This is a genomic window from Pantoea anthophila, assembly GCF_026104315.1.
GTDB classification, from domain to species: domain Bacteria; phylum Pseudomonadota; class Gammaproteobacteria; order Enterobacterales; family Enterobacteriaceae; genus Pantoea; species Pantoea anthophila.
In genome coordinates, this window is record NZ_CP110473.1 from 2,752,327 (window position 1) to 2,774,784 (window position 22,458).

Consider the following 22,458-nt stretch of genomic DNA (forward strand, 5'->3'; position numbering starts at 1 on the left):
ACTCAGACGTTCCCGGTACGCTTCGGTGCCGGACGACGCGGACGGGAAGCGGGCTTGTCGCCCTGAGGCGCAGGCTGTCCCTGACGACGAGGCTGAGAACGCTTGTCGCCGGATGAACGTGGTGCACCTGCACCCTGTCCGCCCTGACCACGACCGCGCCCGCCGCCTGCACCGCCGCGCGACTGCTGCTGGCGACCGTTGATGATAGGCTCTGCTTTGATGCTCGGATCGGGTTCATAACCCGGAATCGCCAGGCGCGGGATTTCACGCTTCAGCAGGCGTTCGATATCACGCAGCAGTTTATGCTCATCGACGCAGACCAGTGACAGTGCCGCACCGGTGGCCGCCGCACGGCCGGTACGGCCAATACGGTGCACATAATCTTCGGCGACGTTGGGCAGCTCATAGTTGACCACGTGTGGCAGCTCTTCGATATCCAGGCCACGCGCCGCGATATCGGTCGCCACCAGCACGCGGATCCCGCCAGATTTAAAGTCAGCCAGCGCACGGGTACGGGCACCCTGGCTCTTGTTGCCGTGGATCGCGGCGGCGGTGATGCCATCTTTGCCCAGCTGCTCGGCAAGGTGGTTAGCGCCATGCTTGGTTCGGGTAAAGACCAGCACCTGCTGCCAGTTCCCTTCGCCAATCAGCTGCGACAGCAGTTCCCGCTTGCGCTTCTTATCCACGAAATGCACCTGCTGAGCAACCTGTTCAGAGGCGGTGTTGCGGCGCGCCACTTCCACCATTTCCGGGTTGGTCAGCAGTTTTTCAGCCAGGCCTTTAATCTCATCAGAGAAGGTGGCCGAGAAGAGCAGGTTCTGACGCTTAGCCGGCAGGCGCGCCAGCACGCGACGGATGTCGTGGATAAAGCCCATATCGAGCATCCGGTCCGCTTCATCCAGTACCAGAATTTCGACCTTAGAGAGGTCAACCGCATTCTGATGCGCCAGATCCAGCAGACGACCCGGTGTCGCCACCAGCACGTCGACGCCGCCACGCAGTTTAACCATCTGCGGATTGATGCTGACACCACCAAACACCACCATCGACCGCAGCGGGAGATATTTGCTGTAGTCACTGACGTTTTCGCCGACCTGCGCCGCGAGTTCACGGGTCGGGGTCAGGATCAGGGCGCGCACCGGGCGACGGCCGCGCACCGGCGTGGTGGTCGCAGAGAGTTTTTCAAGCAAAGGTAAGGTAAAGCCGGCCGTCTTGCCGGTGCCGGTCTGGGCGCTCGCCAGCAGATCGCGGCCTGCCAGCACCACAGGTATCGCCTGGCGCTGGATAGGTGTAGGTTCGCTGTAGCCTTGTTCGGCGACCGCGCGCAAAATATCGGCACTCAGGCCGAGAGAGTCAAAAGACATTACGTGATTTACTCCGGTCCGCTCTGTCCGTGATTCACGGTGTAGTTTTCAGAGGGATAGTGACGGCAGCTGGGGCTGACGCGTGAAAAGGGCACAAACTACGATGCGTAAGCGGGCGAGTGTAGCAGCTTTAGAGCAAGTGTGCGAGATAGCTCACATTTACACACACATCTTCCCTGCCCCATAAACAGGAAGGCCACCTTTCGGTGGCCTTCAACTTAGCTACGTTTTTTTTCGATGCGCCGTGGCGGTTCTTTCGCCAGCAGCGACACCAGCGCCGGACCCAGCAACATCACCACGCCGAGGCACGCCAGCAGCAGGTTGTTGTGGTAGATCCGCGACACCAGAAACAGTGTCATCATGGCAGCGCCAAAGTAGTAAGTGGTGGTCGCTTCTTCAAGATAATCGCCAAGGGTCCGTAAACGGGCGATGCGCTGTGTTGCCAGCATGGCAACAAAAACCAGTGCGTAGACGGCCACCAGCGTGCTGCAGACATCGACCAGGGCCTTGTGCTTCCAGCCCCAGATCAGCGCAGCGATCACCAGCAGATGCATAGCGATATGCATGTATGTCTGACCCGTGATGATTTGAATACGATTAGACCATTTCATTCAGTTCTCCTGGCAGACCCAACAGGTCGCCCAAGTGCTACCGGCACAAGCCGGAAACGGTTTCCTCAATGTAAAACAATTTTCGGATAACGCCTTAATTATCGCCCTCTCTCACCACCCATTTGTGACAAAGACTACACTTTGATTCTGGTGATGATGAAAAGGAGTGCGTCGCGAGTATGCCACAAAACACGCAAGGATTTTCAATAAAAGTCCTGACGATCAATACACACAAGGGTTTTGCCCCGTTTAATCGCCGCTTCATCCTGCCGGAATTACGCGAAGCCGTTCGCGCAACGTCGGCGGATGTGGTCCTTCTGCAGGAGGTGATGGGCACGCATGCCATCCATCCGCTTAACCATGACGCGTGGCCCGAGGCGCCACACTATGAGTTTCTGGCCGACACCATGTGGAACGATTTCGCCTACGGGCGCAATGCGGTCTACCCGGAAGGACATCACGGCAATGCCGTGCTGTCGCGCTTTCCGATTGCAGAGTATGAGAACCGGGATATCTCGGTGGCGGGCAGTGAAAATCGCGGCATGCTGCACTGTCAGATCGCCCTGCCCGAGCCGCATGGCACGCTGCACGTTATCTGCGTGCACCTTGGCCTGAAGGCCTCGCACCGCCGCGCGCAGATGAAGATGATATGTGAAATGGTCACCTCGCTGCCGCCCGACGCGCCGGTTGTGGTGGCGGGTGATTTTAACGACTGGCAACGACGCGCTAACGCGATCTTAAAACAGGGCGCAGGCCTGAAAGAGGTATTCAGCATGAAAACCGGACGCCCGGCGCGCACCTTCCCGGCGCGCTTCCCGATTCTGCGGCTCGACCGCATCTATGTGCGCAATGCCACCGTCACTCATCCGTGGGCGCTGCCGCGTAAGCCGTGGTCCCATCTCTCCGACCATGCGCCGCTGGCCGTGGAGATTCACCTATGAATTTCAGCTGGCAGGAAGGCAACCGGCTGCTGTTGCTGGAAAATGGTGAGGCGTTTTTCCCGCGCGTCTTTGGTGCGATACAGCGGGCCGAGCGCACGGTGCTGATTGAAACCTTTATTCTGTTTGAGGATGAGGTCGGCAATGCCCTGCATCGCGAACTGCTGGCGGCGGCCCAGCGCGGGGTGCGGGTTGAAATCATGGTCGATGGCTACGGCTCCGCCGAACTTTCCGACACCTTTGTGAACAGCCTGACCAGCGCGGGCGTGCGCTTCATCTACTACGATCCGCGCCCGCTGGTGATGGGCATGCGCACTAACGTGTTCCGCCGCCTGCACCGCAAAACCGTGGTGGTGGATGACGTGGTGGCCTTTGTGGGCGGCATCAACTTCTCTGCCGAGCACAACACCGACTACGGCCCCGAGGCCAAGCAGGATTATGCGGTGCAGGTCAAAGGGCCGGTGGTAGGCGATATCGCCCGCTATCTGCAGCAGGCGATTGGCAGTGAACAGCCTACCCGCCGCTGGTGGGGGTCGCGATCTCACCGTCCGGCGGTCAATGCCAGGCCCGGCGATGCCCAGGTGCTCTATGTCTATCGCGACAATGACGAACATCGCGACGACATCGAAATGCACTACCTTGAGATGCTGCGCGAGGCGAAGCGGGATGTGATTATCGCTAACGCCTACTTCTTTCCCGGCTACCGGCTGTTGCGTGAGATGCGCAACGCGGCGCAGCGCGGCGTCAGGGTGCGGCTGATTGTGCAGGGCGAGCCGGATATGCCAATTGTGAAAGTAGGCGCGGAGTTGCTCTACAACTATCTGGTCGATGGCGGGGTTGAAGTCTATGAATATATCCGTCGTCCGCTGCACGGCAAGATCGCGGTGAAGGACGATCAGTGGGCCACCGTCGGCTCCAGCAATCTCGACCCGCTCAGCCTGTCACTCAACCTGGAAGCCAACCTGATCATTCACGACCGGCCGTTTAACCAGACGCTGCGTGACAACCTTGAAGCGCTGCTGGCAAATGATTGTCAGCGGGTGCAGGAGGATCGTCTGCCCCCGCGCAACTGGTGGCAACTCAGCAAAAGCGTGGTGGTCTTCCACTTCCTGCGCCATTTCCCGGCTATTGCGGGCTGGTTACCGGCGCACACACCGCGGCTGGCCCAGGTGGCAGCCCCGGTGCAGCCCGAAATGGAGACACAGGATCGCGTAGAAGCCGACAACCAGGGAGCAAAATCCTGATGGCAAAAAAACATCCACGCTGGCAACTGGCAAAAAAGATCCTCACCGTGCTGTTCTTTATCGCGGTGGTGGTGCTGCTGGTGGTTTATGCCCGCAAAGTGAACTGGGAAGATGTTTATGACGTCATCGTTAACTATAACCGCTTTGTGGTTCTGACCGCCGCCGGACTGGTGGTGCTGAGTTACCTGGTCTACGGCTGCTATGACCTTATCGGGCGCGCCTACTGCGGGCATAAGCTGGCGAAGCGGCAGGTGATGCTGGTGTCATTTATCTGTTACGCCTTTAACCTGACGCTGAGCACCTGGGTCGGCGGCGTGGCGATGCGCTACCGGCTCTACTCCCGTCTGGGACTCGACAGCGCCACCATCACCCGCATTTTCTCCCTGAGCATCGCCACCAACTGGCTGGGCTACATTCTGCTGGCTGGCGTGGTGTTCAGTGCGGGCATGGTCTCCATCCCCAGCGGCTGGTTTATCGGTGAGACTACCCTGCGGCTGATCGGTGTGGTGCTGCTGGTGCTGGTGGCGATCTACCTCTGGGCCTGTGCCTTCTCGAAACAGCGGCGCTGGACGGTCAAAGGGCAGACGCTGCAGCTCCCCTCGCTGCGTATGGCGCTGCTGCAGTTTGGCGTCTCCTGCGCTAACTGGATGGTGATGGGGGCGATTATCTGGCTGCTGCTGGGGCGCGATGTCGGCTATCCGATGGTGCTGGGCGTGCTGCTGATCAGCAGTATTGCCGGGGTGATCATTCATATTCCGGCGGGGATTGGCGTGCTGGAGGCGGTCTTCCTGGCACTGCTCAGCGGTCAGCACGCGTCGCATGGCACCATTATCGCGGCGCTGCTCGCCTATCGCGTCCTCTATTTCATCCTGCCGCTGCTGCTGGCGCTGGTGCTCTATCTGGTTCTGGAGAGCCGGGCAAAGCATCTGCGCCAGAAGAACGAGCAGAAGCTTCAGAAGTCATCATAAAACGGGGGAGGCGCAACCGGTGCGCCTCCCCCTTTACATCTCAGCCGTTCAGCGCGGCGCTGGCCGCGAAACGGGTAGCCTGACTCAGCGACGGTTGCCCATAATCCGCAGCAGCATCAGGAAGAGGTTGATGAAGTCCAGATAGAGCGTTAACGCCCCCATGATCGAGTAGCGACGCAGGTTTTCCGTATCGCGCGCATCAATCTGCTCACCGATATTTTTCAGCTTCTGGGTGTCATAGGCGGTCAGGCCGACAAACACCACCACTCCGATGTAGGTAATCGCCCACATCAGCGCCGGGCTCTTCAGCCAGAAGTTCACCAGCGACGCCAGCAGGATGCCGATCAGCGCCATAAACAGCAGACTGCCAAACCGGCTCAGATCGCGTTTGGTGGTGTAGCCGTAGAAGCTCATGGCGCCAAACATCCCGGCGGCGACAAAGAAGGTACTGGCGATGGAGGAGTAGGTGTAAACCAGGAAGATGCTGGCCATCGTGACGCCGGTCAGCGCCGAATAGAGCATAAACAGCCCGGTCGCCACCGCCCCGCTCAGGCGATGCACCATGCCTGACAGGAAGAACACCAGCGCCAGCTGCGCGATAATCAGCCCGAAGAAGGTGATCCGGTTGGCGAAGACCAGCTCCATGACCGCAGGCGTACGTGCAGCGAACCAGGAGACAAACGCCGTCAGCAGCAGACCACAGGTCATCCAGCCATACACCTGGGCCATGTAAGCCTGAAGCCCGCGCGAGGCGGGTTGAACGATAGAATCATGTCGTGGATATCGATCCATGATGCACCTCTTGATAAAGGGATGAGTAGTAAGACGCTCCACAGGGAGCCCTGTCAGATTTAAGTGTGGCACAGCTCAGCTCAACTGCGCCACAACATGCCGTTTAACGCCGCGACAGGCACTGCTGATAACGGCTGTCGACGCGCTGCGCAAACCACGCCGTCGTAAGATTGCGGGTAATTTTCGGGCTCTCCAGCTTAATGCCCGGCAGCATTTCACGCGGCAGCTTACGGCCCGCCATTTTATCCGCCAGGGTAAAGACCTGCTTCCAGAGTTCGCTGTCGCTGAACGACGCTTTCTCCCCTTTCTCCAGATCGCGCCGGATGGCGCTGTTGCTCATGTCGATCTGCTTCGACAGGGTGCGCACCGCCAGTTCGGTGCCGCCCGCCGCGTCTGAGCCATAGAGGATCAGATCGCCATCCAGCGCCAGCTTCATCCCGGTCGCCTTCGCCACCGCCGCCTGGAACGCCGCGTTGCGACTGGCGTACCAGCCCGCATTGAAGTCCGCGAAGCGGTAGAGCGGCTGGCTGTAGTCAGCCGGGTAGCCGAGCAGGTGCATGGTGCCGAAGTAGATCCCGCCGTGACGGGTAAAGACTTCACGCCGGATCGTGCCATCAACCGGCCACGGGTAGCCTTTGGCATGCGCCTCGGCAAAGGCAATGCTGACCTGCATCGGCCCGCCCGTGTGGATCGGATTGAGATTGCCAAACAGCGTCTGGCCCATCGGCACCATGTCGATCAGGTCATCAAAGATGGCGCTCAGCTCTTTTTCACTGCGCACTTTGTCAAGCCGCGCCGCGTAACTTTCGCCGGTCGGGGATTTAATCAGCAGCGCCGTGCGCACCAGAAAAGCTGGCACGTGGACTTTGGCTGCCCGGCGATTGATCTCACCCCAGGCGATTTTAGGCAGGCCGGGCACGGCCGCTTCGGCGCTGAAGTTACTCTCCTGATCCGCCACGGCGATCACCGCGCAGAGGTTGCTGGCGCTGGGATCGATCTGCTGGGTGCGGAAAGAGGTGTAGATATCGTCGCTCCATGCCGCTTTGTTGCTGACATGCGACGGCAGCAGCCGCTGAATTTGTGCTTTCACATCCTCAGGCTGCCGGACCGGCGCCTCGGGGGTTTTCTTGCTGCTACAGCCCGCCAGCACCAGCGCGGCGACCAGTGTCAGACGTTGCAGAATCGGGGTGGATGACATGCCTGTCCTCAGAATGAACCAAAACCCTACTCTATCATCGCCAGCGTTTCACAGGCAGGCGGGAACTGAACTAAGGTTACCTTTTTTAACGTTAAAGGAACTTACGATGTTTAAACTCTGGCCTGTTGCGGCGTTCAGCCTGTTATTAACCGGCTGCGGCGCCAATAATACGCCTGCTCAGGTGCAGTCACCGGGCGCGCCCACCTCCTCCTCGCTGAAGCTGCTGGAGACCGGCGCCAGCGTGATGCAGTCACGACCGCCGATTGAGGCAATCAACACCTATCTGGATGGCTTCCATTTTTACAATGGTGACCAGAACGGTCAGATGGAGGCACACCACTACGTCACCGTGCTGAACGAGGATGTGATGCAGGCGGTGATCTATGACGGCAACACCCGCGACGCGCGGCTGATGGGGGTGGAGTACATCATCAGCGAACGGCTGTTCAACACCCTGCCCCCGGAGGAGAAGAAGCTGTGGCACAGCCACCAGTATGAGGTGAAGTCGGGCACGCTGATTGCGCCGGGCTTACCCGCCAGCGCCGACCACGCCCTGATGAAACGCATCGTGAATACCTACGGGAAAACCTGGCACACCTGGCATACCGATCGCGATAAAACGCTGCCGCTCGGCATTCCGGCACTGATGATGGGCTTTACGGCGGATGGTCAGATGGATTCCCGGCTGCTGGCCGACCGCGATCGCCGCTTCGACGTCGACAGCAAAGCGATTCGCGCCCGGCGCGCCGATATCGTGGCGCACCCGGCAGCAGCGGGTGCGAACGCGTGGCAGCAGGGCCAGGTGATCCAGCTGAAGCGGACGACGGGCGGCGGTGAGCACAGTCACGGCCAGACCCGCTTTGGCCCGGCGGAGCAGCTGAAGCAGCCGTAGTTCCGCGCTACTCCCAGCGCTGAGCGGCCTGGTGATCGCTGTCGCGGGCATCCACCCAGCGGTGACCCTGCTCTGTCGCTTCGCGTTTCCAGAAGGGCGCGCGCGTTTTCAGGTAATCCATGATGAATTCGGCGGCGGAAAAGGCGCTGCCGCGATGGGCGCTGGTCACGCCGACCAGCACGATTTCATCGCCGGGAAACAGCTCGCCGACGCGATGGATCACCGTGACGCGCTGCAGCGGCCAGCGTTCACGCGCCGCCGCCACGATCTCCTGCAGCGCTTTCTCGGTCATACCGGGATAGTGCTCCAGCGTCAGCGCCGCCACATCACTCCCCAGATTGTGGTTGCGGACTTTACCGGTAAAGGTCACGACCGCGCCATCTTCATCACAGGCGGCCAGCCAGCGATACGCTTCCGCCATGTCAAACGGCGCGGGGCCGACGCGAATCTGCGTATCCATCTCAGCCTCCGGTTACGGGCGGGAAAAAGGCCACTTCATCCCCGGCGTGCAGGGGATGCGTCATCGGCACCAGCGTCTGATTGACCGCCGCCAGCAGCTTACCCGACGCCAGCGCCAGCGCCCAGCGGTCGTCCCTTGCAGCGAGGGATGCGCGCAGTGCCGCCACGTCCGGATAGTCCGCGCTGACCTCCAGTGCGGCCGTGCCGGTCAGCTCGCGCACCTGGGCAAAAAACAGCACCTTAATCATGGGCCACCGCCTGAAAATCGCCGCTTTTGCCACCGCTCTTGCTGATTAAACGCAGCTGATCGATGACGATATCTTTCTGCACCGCTTTGCACATGTCGTAGATAGTCAGCGCGGCCACCGAAGCCGCGGTCAGCGCCTCCATCTCCACGCCGGTTTTGCCACTCAGGCGGCAGAGCGAGGTGATGCGGACCCGGCTGTGTGCCGGTTCTGCTTCGAGGTTCACTTCCACTTTGCTCAGCATCAGTGGATGGCAGAGCGGAATCAGCTCCCAGGTGCGTTTCGCCGCCTGGATACCGGCGATGCGGGCGGTGGCAAAGACATCCCCTTTATGGTGGCTGCCCTCGATAATCATCTGCAGCGTTTCCGGCTGCATCAGCACCAGCACTTCTGCCCGCGCTTCGCGCACGGTTTCAGCCTTGGCGGAGACATCCACCATGTGCGCTTCGCCCGCGGCGTTAATGTGTGTAAGTTGAGACATGCTTATTGTTTCTTCAGATGTGAGACAAAATTACAGGGCGCGGTGCGCGCATCGATCTGATCGGCAATGATGCGCTCCCAGGCGGTACGGCAGGCGCTGGTCGAACCCGGCACGGCCAGAATCAGCGTCTGATTCGCCAGACCGGCAATGGCGCGTGACTGCAGGGTCGAACCGCCAATCTCCTCATAGGAGATCATCCGGAACAGTTCGCCAAATCCCTCAATCTCGCGGTCAAACAGCGGCAGCAGCGCTTCCGGCGTGCTGTTCTTCAGGTTAAACCCGGTGCCGCCGTTCACGATCACCACCTGCACATCGTCACTGGCGATCCAGCGCGACACGGTGGCACGAATGCGATAGAGATTCTCCGGCACGATAGCGTGATCGACCACGCTGTGGCCCGCTTCCGCCGCCGCGCTGCGCAGGTAGTCACCGGAGGTGTCGTTGCTGGCATCGCGACGATCGGAGACCGTCATCACCGCAATCTGCACCGCCTGAAATTCGCTGGCTGGTTTACCCATACTGCCTCCTGAAATTAGCCGCCAATGTAAGAGAGATTCTGTGTGATGCCGGTGTTGCCCTGATGGAGAAAATGGGTCTGCTTCTTCTGCCCCAGGCTGCTGGCAATGCGCGCCTGCAGTTCAGCCTGCTGGTCGTCCGACGCCAGCAGATCGCGCAGCGGAATGCCGCCGTCGCCAAACAGACAGAGGTGCAAATTGCCCTGTGCGGAGACGCGCAGACGGTTGCAGCTGGCACAGAAATCTTTGGCGTAGGGCATAATCAGGCCGATCTCGCCGACATAATCGGGATGGTAAAAAACCTGCGCCGGGCCGTCACTGCGTTCGCTTTCGCGACGCTGCCAGCCCTGAGCGATCAGCTGGTCGCGGATCACCGCACCGGAAACGTGCTGATCGCGGAACAGCGAACCGCCGTCACCGGTTTCCATCAGTTCGATAAAGCGCAGCTGAATCGGACGGGTGCGGATCCAGTCCAGGAAGGTGGCGAGATTGCGGCTGTTAAGATCGCGCATCAGCACGCTGTTGACTTTCACCTGGCGAAAACCGGCGTCAAAGGCGGCATCGATGCCGCTCATCACCTGATGAAATTTATCCTGACCGGTAATGGCGTGAAACTGGCGGGCATCCAGACTGTCCACGCTGACGTTCAGCGCGGTTAAGCCTGCCTCGCGCCACTGCTTCACGTCACGCGCCAGCCGGTAGCCGTTAGTGGTCACCGCGATCTGACGAATGGCGGCGTTTTCACGCACCGTGGCGATGATGTCGGTGAAATCACGGCGCAGCGACGGCTCACCCCCGGTCAGCCGCACTTTTTCCGTGCCGGCTGCCGCAAAGGCCCGCGTGACACGGCGGATTTCATCCAGAGAGAGAAAGCTTTTGTTACGAATTCCCTGCGGCTTGTAGCCGTCCGGGAGACAGTAGGTACAGCGGAAATTACAGACATCCGTGACCGACAGGCGCAGGTAATAGAACTTACGCGCGTATGCATCAGTAAATTGTGACACCAGAACACCTTTCCAGATTGGGAGATGCAGTCATTTCTTCCTGCACCCTGGCAGCTCGATGGCTACGGCCTGAACCCCCTATCCGCAGACTTAGGCATTCAGGCTTGAGTGTACGCTGACCCGTTGATCAGCGCGGTAAACATGATGGTAGCGTGATTCACGCCACTCTTCCATTCGCTGTTTTCGCTATATATTCTTATACATATCGAATTTTCACCGCATTTTCGCGACAGGATACGTTAAAATGCCCGCCTGATTTTGACGTAAGTCATCCGCGCGGGCTTAGCGTTTAGAGCCTCGCCACGCGAAAGGAAGTAAGGAGAAGTATGAATCGCACACTGGCCGATCTTGATCGCGTTGTGGCACTGGGCGGCGGACACGGTCTGGGCCGCGTGATGTCTGCCCTTTCCCCGCTGGGCTCGCGTCTCACCGGCATTGTCACCACCACCGACAACGGCGGTTCAACCGGCCGTATCCGCCGTTCCGAAGGCGGGATCGCCTGGGGGGATATGCGCAACTGCCTGAACCAGCTGATTACCGAACCCAGCGTCGCCTCTGCGATGTTTGAGTATCGTTTCGCCGGTAATGGCGAACTGGCCGGGCACAACCTGGGTAACCTGATGCTGCGCGCGCTGGATCATCTCAGCGTGCGCCCGCTGGAGGCGATCAACATCATCCGCAACCTGCTGAAGGTGGATGCCTTTTTAATCCCGATGTCGGAGCAGCCGGTGGATCTGGTGGCGATGGATGCGGAAGGCAACATGGTTTACGGCGAAACGGCGATTGACGAGATGAAGCAGCCGCCGCAGGAGCTGATGCTGCATCCTAATGTCCAGCCTACGCGGGAAGCGCTGCAGGCGATTGGTGAGGCGGATCTGATCCTGATCGGGCCGGGCAGCTTCTACACCAGCCTGATGCCGATCCTGCTGATGGATGAGATGGCGCAGGCGCTGCGGCGCACGCCCGCCACCATGGTCTTTATCGGCAATCTGGGCCGCGAGCTCAGCCCCGCCGCCGCCAGCCTGTCGGTGGCTGACAAACTGGCAATGATGGAGCGTTACATCGGCAAGCGGGTGATTGATGCGGTGGTGGTCAGCCCGGCGGTCGATACCCGGGGGATTGACGATCGGCTGATCGTCCGTGAACCGCTGGAGGCCGCCGACATTAAATATCGTCACGACCGCCAGCTGCTCAGGGTGGCGCTGGAACACGCCATTCAGGGTTTTAACGGCGCTATGAGGCCGCAATAAACAGCGTACGCAGCTCATGCAGCTGATCGCGCACGTTCGCCGCCTGCTCGAACTCCAGGTTCTGCGCATGCTGCTGCATCTGTCCCTCCAGCTCGTGGATTTTCTTCTGCAGCGCCTGAGGCGTTAAGGTCAGCAAATCGGCCTGAGCCTGCGCTTCGCCCGGGCGGGCCGGTCTGGCTTTGCCACGGGTTTTCACCACGTTGTTGCCGAGTTCCAGAATATCGGTGATCTTCTTGTTGAGGCCCTGCGGCACGATGCCATTCTTTTCATTGTGCAGCTGCTGTTTCTCACGGCGGCGTTCGGTCTCTTCAATGGCGCGCGCCATCGACGGCGTGATTTTATCGCCGTAGAGAATCGCCTTACCGTTGACGTTTCGTGCCGCACGACCGATGGTCTGGATCAGGGAACGTTCTGAACGCAGGAAGCCCTCTTTATCCGCATCCAGGATCGCGACCAGTGACACTTCCGGCATATCCAGCCCCTCACGCAGTAAGTTGATGCCCACCAGCACATCAAACTCACCCAGACGCAGGTCGCGGATGATCTCCATACGTTCCACCGTATCGATATCGGAGTGCAGATAGCGCACCTTTTCGCCATGCTCTGTCAGGTATTCGGTGAGATCTTCCGCCATGCGTTTGGTCAGCACCGTCACCAGGATACGTTCGTTGGCCGCCACGCGCTGACGGATCTCCGACAGCAGATCGTCAACCTGGGTGCCGACCGGACGCACTTCGATGATCGGATCGAGCAGACCGGTCGGACGCACCACCTGATCGACCACTTCATTGCCCGATTTTTCCAGCTCATATTTACCCGGCGTCGCCGACACGTAGATGGTCTGGGGCGCCAGCGCCTCAAACTCTTCAAACTTCATCGGACGGTTATCCAGCGCCGACGGCAGACGGAAGCCATACTCCACCAGCGTCTCTTTACGCGCCCGGTCGCCTTTGTACATGCCGCCAATCTGCGGAATGGTGACGTGGGACTCATCCACCACCAGCAGGCCATCGGCAGGCAGATAGTCAAACAGCGTTGGCGGCGCTTCGCCCGGCCCGCGGGCAGAGAGATAGCGTGAATAGTTTTCGATGCCGGAGCAGTAGCCCAGCTCGCTCATCATCTCCAGATCAAACTGGGTACGCTGGGTGATACGCTGCTCTTCCAGCAGTTTGTTGTTCTCCAGCAGCACCCGCCGGCGATCCGCCAGCTCCACTTTGATCTCTTCCATCGCCTGCAGGATACGCTCGCGCGGCGTGACGTAGTGGGTTTTAGGGTAGATGGTGAAGCGCGGCACCACCGACTCGATCTGGCCGGTCAGCGGGTCGAACAGCGACAGCCGCTCAACCTCTTCGTCAAACAGCTCTACGCGCAGCGCAATGTCATCCGACTCCGCCGGGAAGATATCGATCACTTCGCCGCGCACCCGGAAGGTCCCGCGCTGGAACGCCTGGTCGTTTCGGGTGTATTGCAATTCTGAGAGACGACGCAGAATACTGCGCTGATCGATGATCATGCCGCGGGTCAGGTGCAGCATCATTTTCAGATAGAGATCGGGGTCGCCCAGACCGTAGATCGCGGAGACGGACGCCACCACGATCACATCCCGCCGCTCCAGCAGCGCCTTGGTGGCCGACAGACGCATTTGTTCGATGTGCTCATTCACCGAGGCATCTTTTTCGATAAAGGTGTCGGAGCTGGGCACATAGGCTTCAGGCTGATAGTAGTCGTAGTAAGAGACGAAGAACTCCACGGCGTTATCCGGGAAAAACTCTTTCATTTCGCCATAAAGCTGGGCGGCCAGCGTCTTATTGGGCGCCAGCACCATGGTCGGACGGTTGAGGTCGGCAATCACGTTGGCGACGGTAAAGGTTTTACCGGAGCCGGTTACCCCTAATAAGGTCTGATGGGCCAGTCCATCCTCCAGTCCCTCTTCCAGGCGACGGATCGCCTCAGGCTGATCGCCTGAAGGTTTAAAGGCAGAGTTTAATTTAAAGGCTTTGCTCATGAATGCATTTCCTGCTGGAGAAGTCGGCGGGCAGGCACTTATTTTACTCGGCTATGGTGATTTTGCCAGAAAATAATACTGGATATAAAAACAGTAATGGTGCAATGTTAACCCCGTTGCGGTTCCGCTCCCCTCTCTGGCGCGCGATGAAAATCCAGGCGAAGCGTGTTGCGCAAGGTTATCCCCAGGCAGAGATCGGATTTAACATTTGTCAATAGAGCGTCACAAAATTACAGTCTGGTTACCTGACAGAGAAATCGCAGGCTTGTTTTTTAATAAAATACTGATTTTACTGGCTTTAGCTTATGAGGCCAGAATCTCGTCATTATGTTACCAGGCCCCGTATTTCCTCGCTTCCAACTGGTTTTCATTACCTAATGCACAAGGTTATCCACAGGAATAGTGGATAAGTGATGGCAGCCCCGCCGCCATCAGCTGTGTATAGTTTTTCCCTGCCCTTCTGACACCGCGAAAATAATTTTTTTTCCGTTAAATTTCGCGCCCGCGGCTGGCGGAATAGTCTGCATTTTTAATCCTTCCCCCCGCTGGCCAGGCAAATTTCCGGGCGCCGACTAGAATTCTTAATCAGATTCGTTGCCTTCTCAGAGCACGCCTGCACCAGGAACAGCGCCGCCAGGCACTGCAAAAGTGCAGGTGCGTAATGACCGTGGGGAATTGATAAGTTTTTCTCACCTTTCCTTCCCCGAAAGCAGGCACAGCAGCAGAAAACAGGGCCGTTTTAAGATCTGGCCTGGGAATTGCAGGACTCTCTGGCACCAACGCGCATCAGGCGCACTGAGCTGCAACGGCGACAGGGCCGCTGCTGATGACTTGTTTGCCAGACGACAGAGAGCGGAAGCATTCAGGCTAATGATCGGGAAGGAGAGTGTCAGATGCTGAGTTTACGTTCGGTGAATCAATTTTACGGTCAGAACCACATTCTCTGGGATGTGGACCTCGATCTGGCGCCTGGCACCTGCACCGGCGTTCTGGGCCGGCCTGGCATGGGCAAAACGACGCTGGTGAACTGCATCATGGGCAGACTGCCTATCAACAGCGGCTCTATCTCCTGGAAGGAAGATGGCTCCCCGCCGGAAGATCTGCTGCTGCAACCGGCTGAACAGCGGGCACAGATGGGGATCGGCTACGTGCCGCAGGGCCGCCATATTTTTACCCAGATGAGCGTGGAAGATAACCTGCTGATCGCCCTGCTGGCGGGTGCCAGTCAGCACGATCGCCATCGCGCCATTCCTGAAATGGTGTTCGATCTCTTTCCGGCACTCTATTCGCTGCGCCAGCAGCGCAGCGGCGATCTGCCTGTCGATCAGCAGCAACAGCTGGCCCTGGCGCGTGCGCTGGTGCTGCAACCTAAACTGCTGATTCTCGATGAACCCACCGATGGCATGTCGCCGTGGCTGGAGGAGGAGATGGGCAATCTGATCCGGCGGCTTAACCTCGACTACGGGCTGACCATTCTCCTGCTGGAGCAGCGCCTGTCGCTAATCCGCCGCGTGGCAGACTACTTTCTGCTGCTGCACCGCGGTCGCAATGTGGCGCACGGCAGCATGGCGCAGCTTGACGACTACACCGTCGATAAATGGCTGACGGTGGCCTGAGGCAAAACCGGTTGCGGCGGGCAGAGCCGCCGCTGGCCGCAGTGACTGCCGGGCCGGGTCCGCTTATTCAGGCAGCGTCAGGTAGTGTCCACAGGCAGCCTGCTGCGCCTCATCCGTGAGATAGGGGATCGTGCCCAGACAGGGGGCAGGCAGGCGCTGTTTCAGGCTGGCGAGATAGTGCTGATAGCGTTTGCCCGGTGGCTCGATGGTATTCGCGATCCAGCCTGCCAGGGGCAGCCCGCGCGCCCGTACCGCCTCTGCGGTGAGCAGCGCATGGTTGATGCAGCCCAGCTTAATCCCCACCACCAGAATCACCGGCAGCTGTTCGCTGACCACCCAGTCCGCATAGGTGTGCGTCTCCGACAGCGGGGTGTACCAGCCCCCGGCCCCCTCGACCAGAATCCAGTCCGCCAGCGGCTCCAGTGCCGCCAGACCGGCCGACAGCGCCAGATGGGTAATCGGCCTGCCCTCTTCCGCGCTGACGATGTGCGGCGATGTCGGTTCCATAAAGGCCAGCGGATTGACCTGCTGGTACGTTAACGCGACGCTGCTGTAACGCTGCAGGGCCAGCGCATCGCTGTTGCGGATGCCCTCCGGCGTCATTTCACAGCCCGACGCCACCGGCTTATAGCCCGCACAGCGGAAGCCTGCGGCGGCGGCAGCCTGCAACAGCGCGCCGCTGGCGACCGTTTTGCCGACTTCGGTGTCGGTGCCGGTGATAAACAGGCGTTTCATGATGCACTTACTCCATAAATTAAATGATAACTCAGGCGGTAGCCGTGCCGGTCGCGCGGCCAGTGCGCCTCTAACCGGCTGAGGCGTTGCCGGGTTAACACCTGGCCGTCACGCCCCTGATGCAGATGGGTCGCGCCAATGCCCTTCAATGAGCGCATGGCGCTGAGCGCATCGGGAAAATGGATCGTCACCCGCTCCGAGGTGCAGCGCAGCGGCCAGGCATGGCAGGCGGCGGCAATCTGCGCCTCGCTGAGAAAGCGATTGGCATGCGGCAGTGCGTCCAGATGTGACCAGGCTTCATGCACCTCCTGCAGCGAATCGTCCCCCAGGGTGGAAAAGAGCAGCGTGCCGCCGGGACGCAGCACCCGCCGGAACTGGGCCAGCGCCTGCGGCAGATCGTCACTCCACTGCACCGCCAGGTTGCTCCAGACCAGGTCAAAGCTGTTGTCCGCCAGCGGCAGCGCATCAATGTCCCCCGCCAGATAGTGCTGCGCCGCGTCGTTGCGGCGTGCCTGTTGCAGCATCTGCGGGGAGAGATCCAGCGCCGTAACCTGTTTGCCGCGCGCGCGCCAGAGCCGGCTGTACCAGCCGGTGCCACAACCGGCATCCAGCAGGTGCAGACCACTGTCGACCGGGGCGTGTGCCAGCAGGGCATCGCCGCTCAGACGCTGCAGGGCGGCATGCGCATCGTAGTGGCTCGCCGCCCGGCCAAAAGCGCGTGCGACCGCCTGTTTGTCAACCTGCAGCGTCATGCAGTGCCTCCAGTAGCCGATCGATATCCTCAGGGCGATGTGCCGCCGTCAGGGTGATGCGCAGCCGGGCGGTACCCGGTGGCACGGTAGGCGGCCGGATAGCGCTCACCCAGCAGCCCGCCTCAGCCAGCCGCGCAGAGAGCGCCACTGCCTCGCTGTTTTCACCCACCAGCAGGGGCTGAATCGCACTCTCTGAATCCATCAGCTGCCACGGCAGCGACGCCGCGCCGCGCCGGAAATGGCGGATATTCTGCTGCAGGCGCTGGCGCAGCGCCTCGCCCTGCTGAACTTCATGCAGCGCCGCCTGCAGCGCAAAAGCCTGGGCCGCGGGCATGGCGGTGGAGTAGATCAGATGACGGCTGAACTGCAGAAAGTAGTCGGCGGTGTCGGCATCGCACAGCAGGGCCGCGCCGCTGACACCAAAGGCTTTGCCGAAGGTGATCACCTGCAGTTCCGGCCGGACGCCCTGCTGCCAGCAGCTGCCGCGTCCCTGCTCACCCACCACGCCAATACCGTGCGCATCATCCACCAGCAGCCAGCCTCCGGCCTGACGCGTCTGCTGCGCCAGTGCGGCCAGCGGCGCGCTGTCGCCATCCATGCTGAAAATCCCCTCAGTCACCACCAGCGTCTCCCCCTCACAGGGTGAGGCGAGCCGCGCCGCCAGACTCTCCGGCGCGTTGTGACTGAACCGGCGCAGCTGCGCCGGGCTGTGGCTGGCCGCGTCGAGCAGTGAGGCGTGGCTGAGCTTATCAGCCAGGATGCGATCGTTTTTCTCTCCCAGCAGATGGATCACCGCCTGGTTGGCTGCGAAACCGGAGATAAAGAGCAGCGCACGCTCATAGCCGAGCCAGTCGGCCAGCTGCGCCTCCAGATCGGCATGCTGCCGGTGATAGCCGGTTACGTGCCCTGAAGCCCCCGCGCCCGCGCCGGTCAGCGCCGCACCCTGCTGCCATGCCGCGATTACCGCCGGATGGCGGGTCAGGCCGAGATAATCATTGCTGGAGAAGTGGTGATAGCAGCGACCGCCGCTGTGCAGCGTGCGGGTCGTCTGTTCGTCAATAATCCGTCGCTGCCGCCAGCCATCGGCCGCACGACGCTGATCCAGCGCCTGCCGGAATCGTTGCTGCCAGCTCATTACAGCGCCGCGTTGTAGAACTGTTCCGTGTCCGCATGGAACAGCTGCTCGCTGAGATGCTCTTCCTGCTGCTGATCGCCGTGCTGCGTGTGCGTATGCTCCGGGTTCAGCCCCAGTTTGCGGAACAGCACCCGATCGGTATCCTCTTCCGGGTTTGGCGTGGTCAGCAGCTTGCAGCCGTAGAAAATGGAGTTCGCCCCGGCCATAAAGCACATCGCCTGGGTCTGTTCGTTCATCTGCTCCCGGCCTGCTGAGAGACGCACATGGGAGGTCGGCATCATGATGCGCGCCACCGCGATGGTGCGGATAAAATCGAACGGTTCCACATCGTCGTTATCCGCCAGCGGTGTGCCTTTCACCTTCACCAGCATGTTGATCGGCACGCTCTCGGGTGGCGTCGGCAGATTGGCTAACTGCACCAGCAGACCGGCGCGATCGTTCACGGTTTCCCCGAGGCCGACGATCCCGCCTGAACAGACTTTGATCCCGGCGTCGCGCACTTTGCCCAGCGTATCCAGGCGCTCCTGATAACTGCGGGTGGTGATGATGGAGCCGTAAAACTCCGGCGAGGTGTCGAGATTGTGGTTGTAGAAATCGAGCCCCGCGCCCGCCAGTCGCTGCGCCTGCTGCTCGCTGAGGGTGCCCAGCGTCATGCAGGTTTCCATTCCCATCGCCTTGACGCCTTCAACCATCTTTTCCAGATAGGGCATATCGCGCTCGTGCGGATTTTTCCACGCGGCCCCCATGCAGAAGCGGGTCGAACCCGCGGCTTTGGCCTGACGGGCGGAGGTCAGCACCTCTTCCACTTCCATCAGGCGTTCCGACTCCAGGCCGGTCTTGTAGCGCGCACTCTGCGGGCAATATTTGCAATCCTCCGGGCAGGCACCGGTTTTGATCGACAGCAGGGTACTGACCTGCACCTGACGCGGGTCGAAGTGCTGACGATGCACCTGCTGCGCTTTAAACATCAGTTCAAGAAAGGGTTCATCAAACAGCGCTTGCGCCTGTGCAATTGTCCAGCGTTGAGCCATTACTTACTCCAAAAAGGGTGTCATCCCGACAGAAAGCAGGGGTATACTTGTAAACTATATTTTTTTATTTTGGTTTACAACTCCGATGACCCTCACCGCGTTCACCTCTGAAGATGCCCGTTTTGACCGCCAGCATATCTGGCACCCCTACACCTCCATGCAGGATCCCCTGCCCTGCTACCCCGTGGTGGCCGCCCGCGGGGTTACGCTGCAACTCGCCGATGGCCGTGAGCTGGTGGATGGCATGTCCTCCTGGTGGGCCGCGATCCATGGCTACAACCATCCGCGCCTGAACCAGGCGCTGACCGCGCAGGTTGCACAGATGTCCCACGTCATGTTTGGTGGCATCACCCACCCGGCAGCGGTGGCGCTCTGCCGCCAGCTGGTGGCGATGACGCCTGAGGCGCTGGAGTGCGTCTTCCTGGCGGACTCCGGTTCGGTGGCGGTGGAAGTGTCGATGAAGATGGCGCTGCAATACTGGCTGGGCCGCGGTGAAACGCGCCAGACCTTTCTGACGCTGAAGCGCGGCTATCACGGCGATACCTTTGCGGCGATGTCGGTGTGCGATCCTGAGAACTCCATGCACAGCCTGTGGCGCGGCTATCTGCCGGAACATCGCTTTGCAGCGGCACCGGCCTGCGGCTTTGACGATGCGTGGCAGAGCCAGGACTTTGAGGATTTTGCCCGGCTGATTGAGACACACCATCAGCAGCTGGCGGCGGTGATTCTGGAGCCGATTGTGCAGGGCGCTGGCGGCATGCGTTTTTATCATCCGCGCTACCTGCAGCAGGTGCGGGAGGCGTGCGACCACTACGGCGTGCTGCTGATTGCCGATGAGATCGCCACCGGATTCGGCCGCACCGGCAAGCTCTTTGCCTGCGAGCACGCGGGCATCACCCCGGATATTCTCTGCGTCGGCAAGGCGCTCACCGGCGGCATGATGACCCTGGCGGCCACCCTGACCACCCGCGAAGTGGCGGACACCATCAGCCGCAGTGCGGCAGGCTGTTTCATGCATGGCCCGACCTTCATGGGCAATCCGCTGGCCTGCGCGGTCGCGTCGGAGAGCCTGAAGATGCTGGCGGAAGGAGAGTGGCAATGCCAGGTGGCAAACATCGAACGGCAGCTGCGGGCTGAACTGCTGCCGCTGCGCCACTCGCCGCAGGTGGCCGACGTGCGCGTGCTGGGCGCGATTGGCGTGGTGGAAACGCATCAGGCGGTCAACATGGCGGCGCTGCAGCAGTTCTTTGTGGAACAGGGGGTCTGGATCCGCCCGTTTGGCCGCTTAATCTACCTGATGCCGCCCTACATCATCACGCCACCGGCGTTAAGCCGGCTGACCGCTGCGATTGCCGGCGCGCTGGATCATCTGCACCATTTTGTCTCCTGAGCAGGCTGACCGCTGGCACTGGCTGCGCTTTTGGTTATGATGAAAGGCTATTCATCGACAGTTAAGGAGATGTGATGCGCGTTTTTAGTCAGGATTTTAATGACGGCGAGAAGATGCCTGAGAAGCATGTTTTCAACGGCATGGGTTATCACGGCGAGAATATCTCTCCGCATCTGGCCTGGGAAGCGGCACCGGCGGGCACGAAAAGTTTTGTTGTGACCTGCTACGATCCGGATGCCCCGACCGGGTCCGGCTGGTGGCACTGGGTCGTGGCGAACATCCCGGCCAGCACCACCTCTCTGCCACAGGGTGCCGGTTCCGGTAAAGCGGAGCTGCCTGCAGGCGCCGTGCAGACCCGAACTGATTTCGGTCAGGCGGGTTACGGTGGCGCAGCACCGCCGCAGGGCGAAACCCATCGCTACATTTTCACCGTGCATGCGCTGGATGTGGAGACGATTGAAGTGGATGAAGGCGCCAGTGGCGCGATGGTCGGCTTTAATGTGCATTTCCACGCTCTGGCGAGCGCCTCGCTGACCGCGAACTATCAGTAACAGGGGACGCTTTCCTCTTCTGACCGTGTCCCCTGCATGCTGAGCGGATTCATCGCGGTCAGAGGCAGCCGGATTTGCGTTTTTGCGCCCTCTGAATGCCTCTCCTGCTCAGGAGAGGCGTTTTCAGGATAGGTTACGCCTGCAGCGAGTGGATCACGACCCACATCGGACCCTGGCCCACGGCATAACGCCCCAGCGGCTCTAACAGCCCTTTCGGTTCATTAATGGCATAGACTTCAATGTGATGCGACTTCTGCCCCGCCGCCACCAGATAGCGTCCGCTGTGGTCGATATTGAAGCCGCGCGGCTGCGTTTCGGTCGGCTGGAACCCTTCCAGCGTCAGCTCATCACCCAGTTCGCTGACGCTGAAGATCGCCAGCGTGCTGCTGGTGCGATCGCAGGCATAGAGGAAACGGCCATCCGGCGTCAGGTGAATATCGGCTGCCCAGCGCGTGCCGCTGAAGTCCGGCGGCATCATGTCCAGCGTCTGGACGCTCTCGGCTTCTCCCCCGCCCTGATTTAACGCCCAGACCTCAACCGTGCTGTCGAGTTCGTTCACGCAGTAGGCGTACTGCCCGCCCGGATGGAACTGCATGTGACGCGGACCGGCACCCTCGACCGTCGTCACCTGCGCCTGCTCACGCGGCGTCAGCTGACCGTCTGCGCCCAGCGCAAACAGACAGATGCGATCCTGCTTCAGGGCCGGCACGTAGAGCGTCTTATTGTCATTGTCGATGTTGGCGGAGTGACAGCCCTCCAGTCCGTTAATCACCTGCAGCGGCGCCTGCGGAATCCCATCCTCACCAATCGGGCTGACGCTGACGCAGGCATCGTTGTAGGAGCCACAGAAGAGGAATTTCCCCTGATGATCGGTGGAGATGTGGGTCGGACTGCCGGGCAGCGGCGCCTGGCCCGCTTCCGTCAGCGTGCCGTCTGCGGCAATACGAAATGCCAGCACGCGAAAATTGGGACGAACACCGACATAGAGAAAATCGCGCTTCGGACTCACCACCATCGGCTGAACCTGGCCGGCGACATCGGTCACCTGAAGCAACGTCAGCCCACCCTCATCATTCATCTGCCAGACGTGGATCTGCTGGCTCTCGGGACTGGCGGTGTAGACAACTTGTTTCATGCATTCTCCTTTTTTGCTGCCTGATCATGAACTGTCAATCACTGTAGCGCGTTTTATTGCCGGACGCTGGAATCATTTGTGCCCTGTTTTTTGTCTCCGGGCCGCGGTCAGGTGTAGACTTTAGCCCTCGCAAACCCGGATGAATGG

General features: G+C 60.3%; 23 protein-coding genes and 1 riboswitch. Of the genes, 8 read left to right on the forward strand and 15 right to left on the reverse strand.

What is annotated here, in order from left to right; genetic code table 11:
* Positions 1-2: 2 nt before the first annotated feature.
* Both rhlE and OJ965_RS15320 read right to left on the reverse strand, forming a co-directional pair.
* Positions 3-1,364 (reverse strand): ATP-dependent RNA helicase RhlE, encoded by a 1,362-nt coding sequence (gene rhlE, locus OJ965_RS15315; protein WP_009091317.1) that lies wholly within the window; start codon positions 1,362-1,364, stop codon positions 3-5.
* A 218-nt stretch (positions 1,365-1,582) separates the two neighbouring features.
* Positions 1,583-1,975, reverse strand: coding sequence for a YbhQ family protein (locus OJ965_RS15320; RefSeq protein WP_009091318.1), 393 nt, complete (start codon positions 1,973-1,975; stop codon positions 1,583-1,585).
* 179 nt (positions 1,976-2,154) lie between these two features.
* Here OJ965_RS15320 and OJ965_RS15325 point away from each other — a divergent pair, with 179 nt between their 5' ends.
* The 3 genes from OJ965_RS15325 to OJ965_RS15335 are packed head-to-tail and all read left to right on the forward strand — an operon-like array spanning position 2,155 to position 5,125.
* Positions 2,155-2,916 carry an endonuclease/exonuclease/phosphatase family protein gene (locus tag OJ965_RS15325; RefSeq protein ID WP_009091319.1) on the forward strand — a complete coding sequence of 254 codons (762 nt, stop codon included), beginning with the start codon at positions 2,155-2,157 and terminating at the stop codon, positions 2,914-2,916.
* Positions 2,913-4,157 carry a cardiolipin synthase ClsB gene (clsB, locus tag OJ965_RS15330; RefSeq protein WP_058958320.1) on the forward strand — a complete coding sequence of 415 codons (1,245 nt, stop codon included), beginning with the start codon at positions 2,913-2,915 and terminating at the stop codon, positions 4,155-4,157. Before OJ965_RS15325 ends, clsB begins: the two co-directional genes overlap by 4 nt.
* Positions 4,157-5,125 (forward strand): lysylphosphatidylglycerol synthase domain-containing protein, encoded by a 969-nt coding sequence (locus tag OJ965_RS15335; RefSeq protein ID WP_009091322.1) that lies wholly within the window; start codon positions 4,157-4,159, stop codon positions 5,123-5,125. The genes clsB and OJ965_RS15335 overlap by 1 nt, the downstream gene beginning before the upstream one ends.
* 84 nt (positions 5,126-5,209) lie before the next feature.
* Here OJ965_RS15335 and OJ965_RS15340 read toward each other — a convergent pair whose 3' ends face one another.
* Both OJ965_RS15340 and OJ965_RS15345 read right to left on the reverse strand, forming a co-directional pair.
* On the reverse strand, positions 5,210-5,917 hold the full coding sequence (locus OJ965_RS15340; RefSeq protein ID WP_046101458.1) for a Bax inhibitor-1/YccA family protein: 708 nt from the start codon (positions 5,915-5,917) through the stop codon (positions 5,210-5,212).
* Between the two features lie 103 nt (positions 5,918-6,020).
* Positions 6,021-7,115 carry a DUF1615 domain-containing protein gene (locus tag OJ965_RS15345; protein ID WP_058958322.1) on the reverse strand — a complete coding sequence of 365 codons (1,095 nt, stop codon included), beginning with the start codon at positions 7,113-7,115 and terminating at the stop codon, positions 6,021-6,023.
* Between the two features lie 106 nt (positions 7,116-7,221).
* Between OJ965_RS15345 and OJ965_RS15350 the strand changes: the two genes are divergently transcribed.
* Positions 7,222-8,007 carry an OBAP family protein gene (locus OJ965_RS15350; protein WP_058958323.1) on the forward strand — a complete coding sequence of 262 codons (786 nt, stop codon included), beginning with the start codon at positions 7,222-7,224 and terminating at the stop codon, positions 8,005-8,007.
* 7 nt (positions 8,008-8,014) lie between these two features.
* On the opposite strand, the gene moaE is transcribed toward OJ965_RS15350, so the two are convergent.
* From moaE to moaA, 5 genes are all read right to left on the reverse strand, one after another.
* Positions 8,015-8,467, reverse strand: coding sequence for a molybdopterin synthase catalytic subunit MoaE (moaE, locus tag OJ965_RS15355; protein WP_265136822.1), 453 nt, complete (start codon positions 8,465-8,467; stop codon positions 8,015-8,017).
* A 1-nt stretch (position 8,468) separates the two neighbouring features.
* Positions 8,469-8,714: a molybdopterin synthase sulfur carrier subunit gene (gene moaD / locus OJ965_RS15360; protein WP_009091327.1), complete on the reverse strand. Its 246-nt coding sequence runs from the start codon at positions 8,712-8,714 to the stop codon at positions 8,469-8,471.
* Positions 8,707-9,192: a cyclic pyranopterin monophosphate synthase MoaC gene (gene moaC / locus OJ965_RS15365; RefSeq protein WP_111207711.1), complete on the reverse strand. Its 486-nt coding sequence runs from the start codon at positions 9,190-9,192 to the stop codon at positions 8,707-8,709. The genes moaD and moaC overlap by 8 nt, the downstream gene beginning before the upstream one ends.
* A 2-nt stretch (positions 9,193-9,194) precedes the next feature.
* The gene (moaB, locus tag OJ965_RS15370; protein ID WP_009091329.1) at positions 9,195-9,710 is read right to left on the reverse strand and encodes a molybdenum cofactor biosynthesis protein B; all 516 of its coding nucleotides are present in this window, start codon (positions 9,708-9,710) and stop codon (positions 9,195-9,197) included.
* A 14-nt stretch (positions 9,711-9,724) separates the two neighbouring features.
* On the reverse strand, positions 9,725-10,711 hold the full coding sequence (moaA, locus tag OJ965_RS15375; protein ID WP_154927948.1) for a GTP 3',8-cyclase MoaA: 987 nt from the start codon (positions 10,709-10,711) through the stop codon (positions 9,725-9,727).
* A riboswitch (molybdenum cofactor riboswitch) is annotated at positions 10,701-10,834 on the reverse strand. Its footprint overlaps the gene before it by 11 nt.
* A gap of 203 nt (positions 10,835-11,037) precedes the next feature.
* Here moaA and OJ965_RS15380 point away from each other — a divergent pair.
* Positions 11,038-11,961 (forward strand): gluconeogenesis factor YvcK family protein, encoded by a 924-nt coding sequence (locus OJ965_RS15380; protein WP_009091333.1) that lies wholly within the window; start codon positions 11,038-11,040, stop codon positions 11,959-11,961.
* Here the strand turns inward: OJ965_RS15380 and uvrB are convergent.
* Positions 11,945-13,966 (reverse strand): excinuclease ABC subunit UvrB, encoded by a 2,022-nt coding sequence (gene uvrB / locus OJ965_RS15385; protein ID WP_009091335.1) that lies wholly within the window; start codon positions 13,964-13,966, stop codon positions 11,945-11,947. The genes OJ965_RS15380 and uvrB overlap by 17 nt on opposite strands.
* Before the next feature lie 893 nt (positions 13,967-14,859).
* On the opposite strand from uvrB, the gene OJ965_RS15390 reads away from it, so the two are divergent.
* Complete coding sequence (locus OJ965_RS15390) at positions 14,860-15,582, forward strand: ABC transporter ATP-binding protein (RefSeq protein WP_009091339.1); 723 nt, start codon at positions 14,860-14,862, stop codon at positions 15,580-15,582.
* 63 nt (positions 15,583-15,645) lie between these two features.
* Here the strand turns inward: OJ965_RS15390 and bioD are convergent, their stop codons facing one another.
* The 4 genes from bioD to bioB are packed head-to-tail and all read right to left on the reverse strand — an operon-like array spanning position 15,646 to position 19,235.
* Positions 15,646-16,317 carry a dethiobiotin synthase gene (bioD, locus tag OJ965_RS15395; protein ID WP_046101450.1) on the reverse strand — a complete coding sequence of 224 codons (672 nt, stop codon included), beginning with the start codon at positions 16,315-16,317 and terminating at the stop codon, positions 15,646-15,648.
* Positions 16,314-17,069, reverse strand: coding sequence for a malonyl-ACP O-methyltransferase BioC (bioC, locus tag OJ965_RS15400; RefSeq protein WP_009091341.1), 756 nt, complete (start codon positions 17,067-17,069; stop codon positions 16,314-16,316). The genes bioD and bioC overlap by 4 nt, the downstream gene beginning before the upstream one ends.
* On the reverse strand, positions 17,053-18,204 hold the full coding sequence (gene bioF, locus OJ965_RS15405) for an 8-amino-7-oxononanoate synthase (RefSeq protein ID WP_154927950.1): 1,152 nt from the start codon (positions 18,202-18,204) through the stop codon (positions 17,053-17,055). Before bioF ends, bioC begins: the two co-directional genes overlap by 17 nt.
* The gene (gene bioB / locus OJ965_RS15410; protein WP_009091343.1) at positions 18,204-19,235 is read right to left on the reverse strand and encodes a biotin synthase BioB; all 1,032 of its coding nucleotides are present in this window, start codon (positions 19,233-19,235) and stop codon (positions 18,204-18,206) included. Before bioB ends, bioF begins: the two co-directional genes overlap by 1 nt.
* Before the next feature lie 85 nt (positions 19,236-19,320).
* On the opposite strand from bioB, the gene bioA reads away from it, so the two are divergent.
* Together bioA and OJ965_RS15420 are read left to right on the forward strand one after the other, a co-directional pair.
* Complete coding sequence (gene bioA, locus OJ965_RS15415; RefSeq protein ID WP_265136833.1) at positions 19,321-20,625, forward strand: adenosylmethionine--8-amino-7-oxononanoate transaminase; 1,305 nt, start codon at positions 19,321-19,323, stop codon at positions 20,623-20,625.
* 74 nt (positions 20,626-20,699) lie between these two features.
* Positions 20,700-21,176 carry a kinase inhibitor gene (locus tag OJ965_RS15420; protein WP_009091345.1) on the forward strand — a complete coding sequence of 159 codons (477 nt, stop codon included), beginning with the start codon at positions 20,700-20,702 and terminating at the stop codon, positions 21,174-21,176.
* A gap of 133 nt (positions 21,177-21,309) precedes the next feature.
* On the opposite strand, the gene pgl is transcribed toward OJ965_RS15420, so the two are convergent.
* On the reverse strand, positions 21,310-22,311 hold the full coding sequence (pgl, locus tag OJ965_RS15425; RefSeq protein WP_167428479.1) for a 6-phosphogluconolactonase: 1,002 nt from the start codon (positions 22,309-22,311) through the stop codon (positions 21,310-21,312).
* Positions 22,312-22,458: the final 147 nt, after the last annotated feature.

What these genes read in the sequence shown, in the direction of transcription:
- OJ965_RS15320 (WP_009091318.1), bottom strand. Translation starts at nt 1,975, where the DNA reads ATGAAATGGTCTAATCGTATTCAAATCATCACGGGTCAGACATACATG.
- bioF (WP_154927950.1), bottom strand. Translation starts at nt 18,204, where the DNA reads ATGAGCTGGCAGCAACGATTCCGGCAGGCGCTGGATCAGCGTCGTGCG.
- OJ965_RS15335 (WP_009091322.1), top strand. Translation starts at nt 4,157, where the DNA reads ATGGCAAAAAAACATCCACGCTGGCAACTGGCAAAAAAGATCCTCACC.
- moaC (WP_111207711.1), bottom strand. Translation starts at nt 9,192, where the DNA reads ATGTCTCAACTTACACACATTAACGCCGCGGGCGAAGCGCACATGGTG.
- bioD (WP_046101450.1), bottom strand. Translation starts at nt 16,317, where the DNA reads ATGAAACGCCTGTTTATCACCGGCACCGACACCGAAGTCGGCAAAACG.
- moaE (WP_265136822.1), bottom strand. Translation starts at nt 8,467, where the DNA reads ATGGATACGCAGATTCGCGTCGGCCCCGCGCCGTTTGACATGGCGGAA.
- OJ965_RS15325 (WP_009091319.1), top strand. Translation starts at nt 2,155, where the DNA reads ATGCCACAAAACACGCAAGGATTTTCAATAAAAGTCCTGACGATCAAT.
- pgl (WP_167428479.1), bottom strand. Translation starts at nt 22,311, where the DNA reads ATGAAACAAGTTGTCTACACCGCCAGTCCCGAGAGCCAGCAGATCCAC.
- rhlE (WP_009091317.1), bottom strand. Translation starts at nt 1,364, where the DNA reads ATGTCTTTTGACTCTCTCGGCCTGAGTGCCGATATTTTGCGCGCGGTC.
- OJ965_RS15340 (WP_046101458.1), bottom strand. Translation starts at nt 5,917, where the DNA reads ATGGATCGATATCCACGACATGATTCTATCGTTCAACCCGCCTCGCGC.
- OJ965_RS15390 (WP_009091339.1), top strand. Translation starts at nt 14,860, where the DNA reads ATGCTGAGTTTACGTTCGGTGAATCAATTTTACGGTCAGAACCACATT.
- bioA (WP_265136833.1), top strand. Translation starts at nt 19,321, where the DNA reads ATGACCCTCACCGCGTTCACCTCTGAAGATGCCCGTTTTGACCGCCAG.
- OJ965_RS15420 (WP_009091345.1), top strand. Translation starts at nt 20,700, where the DNA reads ATGCGCGTTTTTAGTCAGGATTTTAATGACGGCGAGAAGATGCCTGAG.
- moaB (WP_009091329.1), bottom strand. Translation starts at nt 9,710, where the DNA reads ATGGGTAAACCAGCCAGCGAATTTCAGGCGGTGCAGATTGCGGTGATG.
- bioC (WP_009091341.1), bottom strand. Translation starts at nt 17,069, where the DNA reads ATGACGCTGCAGGTTGACAAACAGGCGGTCGCACGCGCTTTTGGCCGG.
- bioB (WP_009091343.1), bottom strand. Translation starts at nt 19,235, where the DNA reads ATGGCTCAACGCTGGACAATTGCACAGGCGCAAGCGCTGTTTGATGAA.
- OJ965_RS15380 (WP_009091333.1), top strand. Translation starts at nt 11,038, where the DNA reads ATGAATCGCACACTGGCCGATCTTGATCGCGTTGTGGCACTGGGCGGC.
- uvrB (WP_009091335.1), bottom strand. Translation starts at nt 13,966, where the DNA reads ATGAGCAAAGCCTTTAAATTAAACTCTGCCTTTAAACCTTCAGGCGAT.
- OJ965_RS15350 (WP_058958323.1), top strand. Translation starts at nt 7,222, where the DNA reads ATGTTTAAACTCTGGCCTGTTGCGGCGTTCAGCCTGTTATTAACCGGC.
- moaD (WP_009091327.1), bottom strand. Translation starts at nt 8,714, where the DNA reads ATGATTAAGGTGCTGTTTTTTGCCCAGGTGCGCGAGCTGACCGGCACG.
- clsB (WP_058958320.1), top strand. Translation starts at nt 2,913, where the DNA reads ATGAATTTCAGCTGGCAGGAAGGCAACCGGCTGCTGTTGCTGGAAAAT.
- OJ965_RS15345 (WP_058958322.1), bottom strand. Translation starts at nt 7,115, where the DNA reads ATGTCATCCACCCCGATTCTGCAACGTCTGACACTGGTCGCCGCGCTG.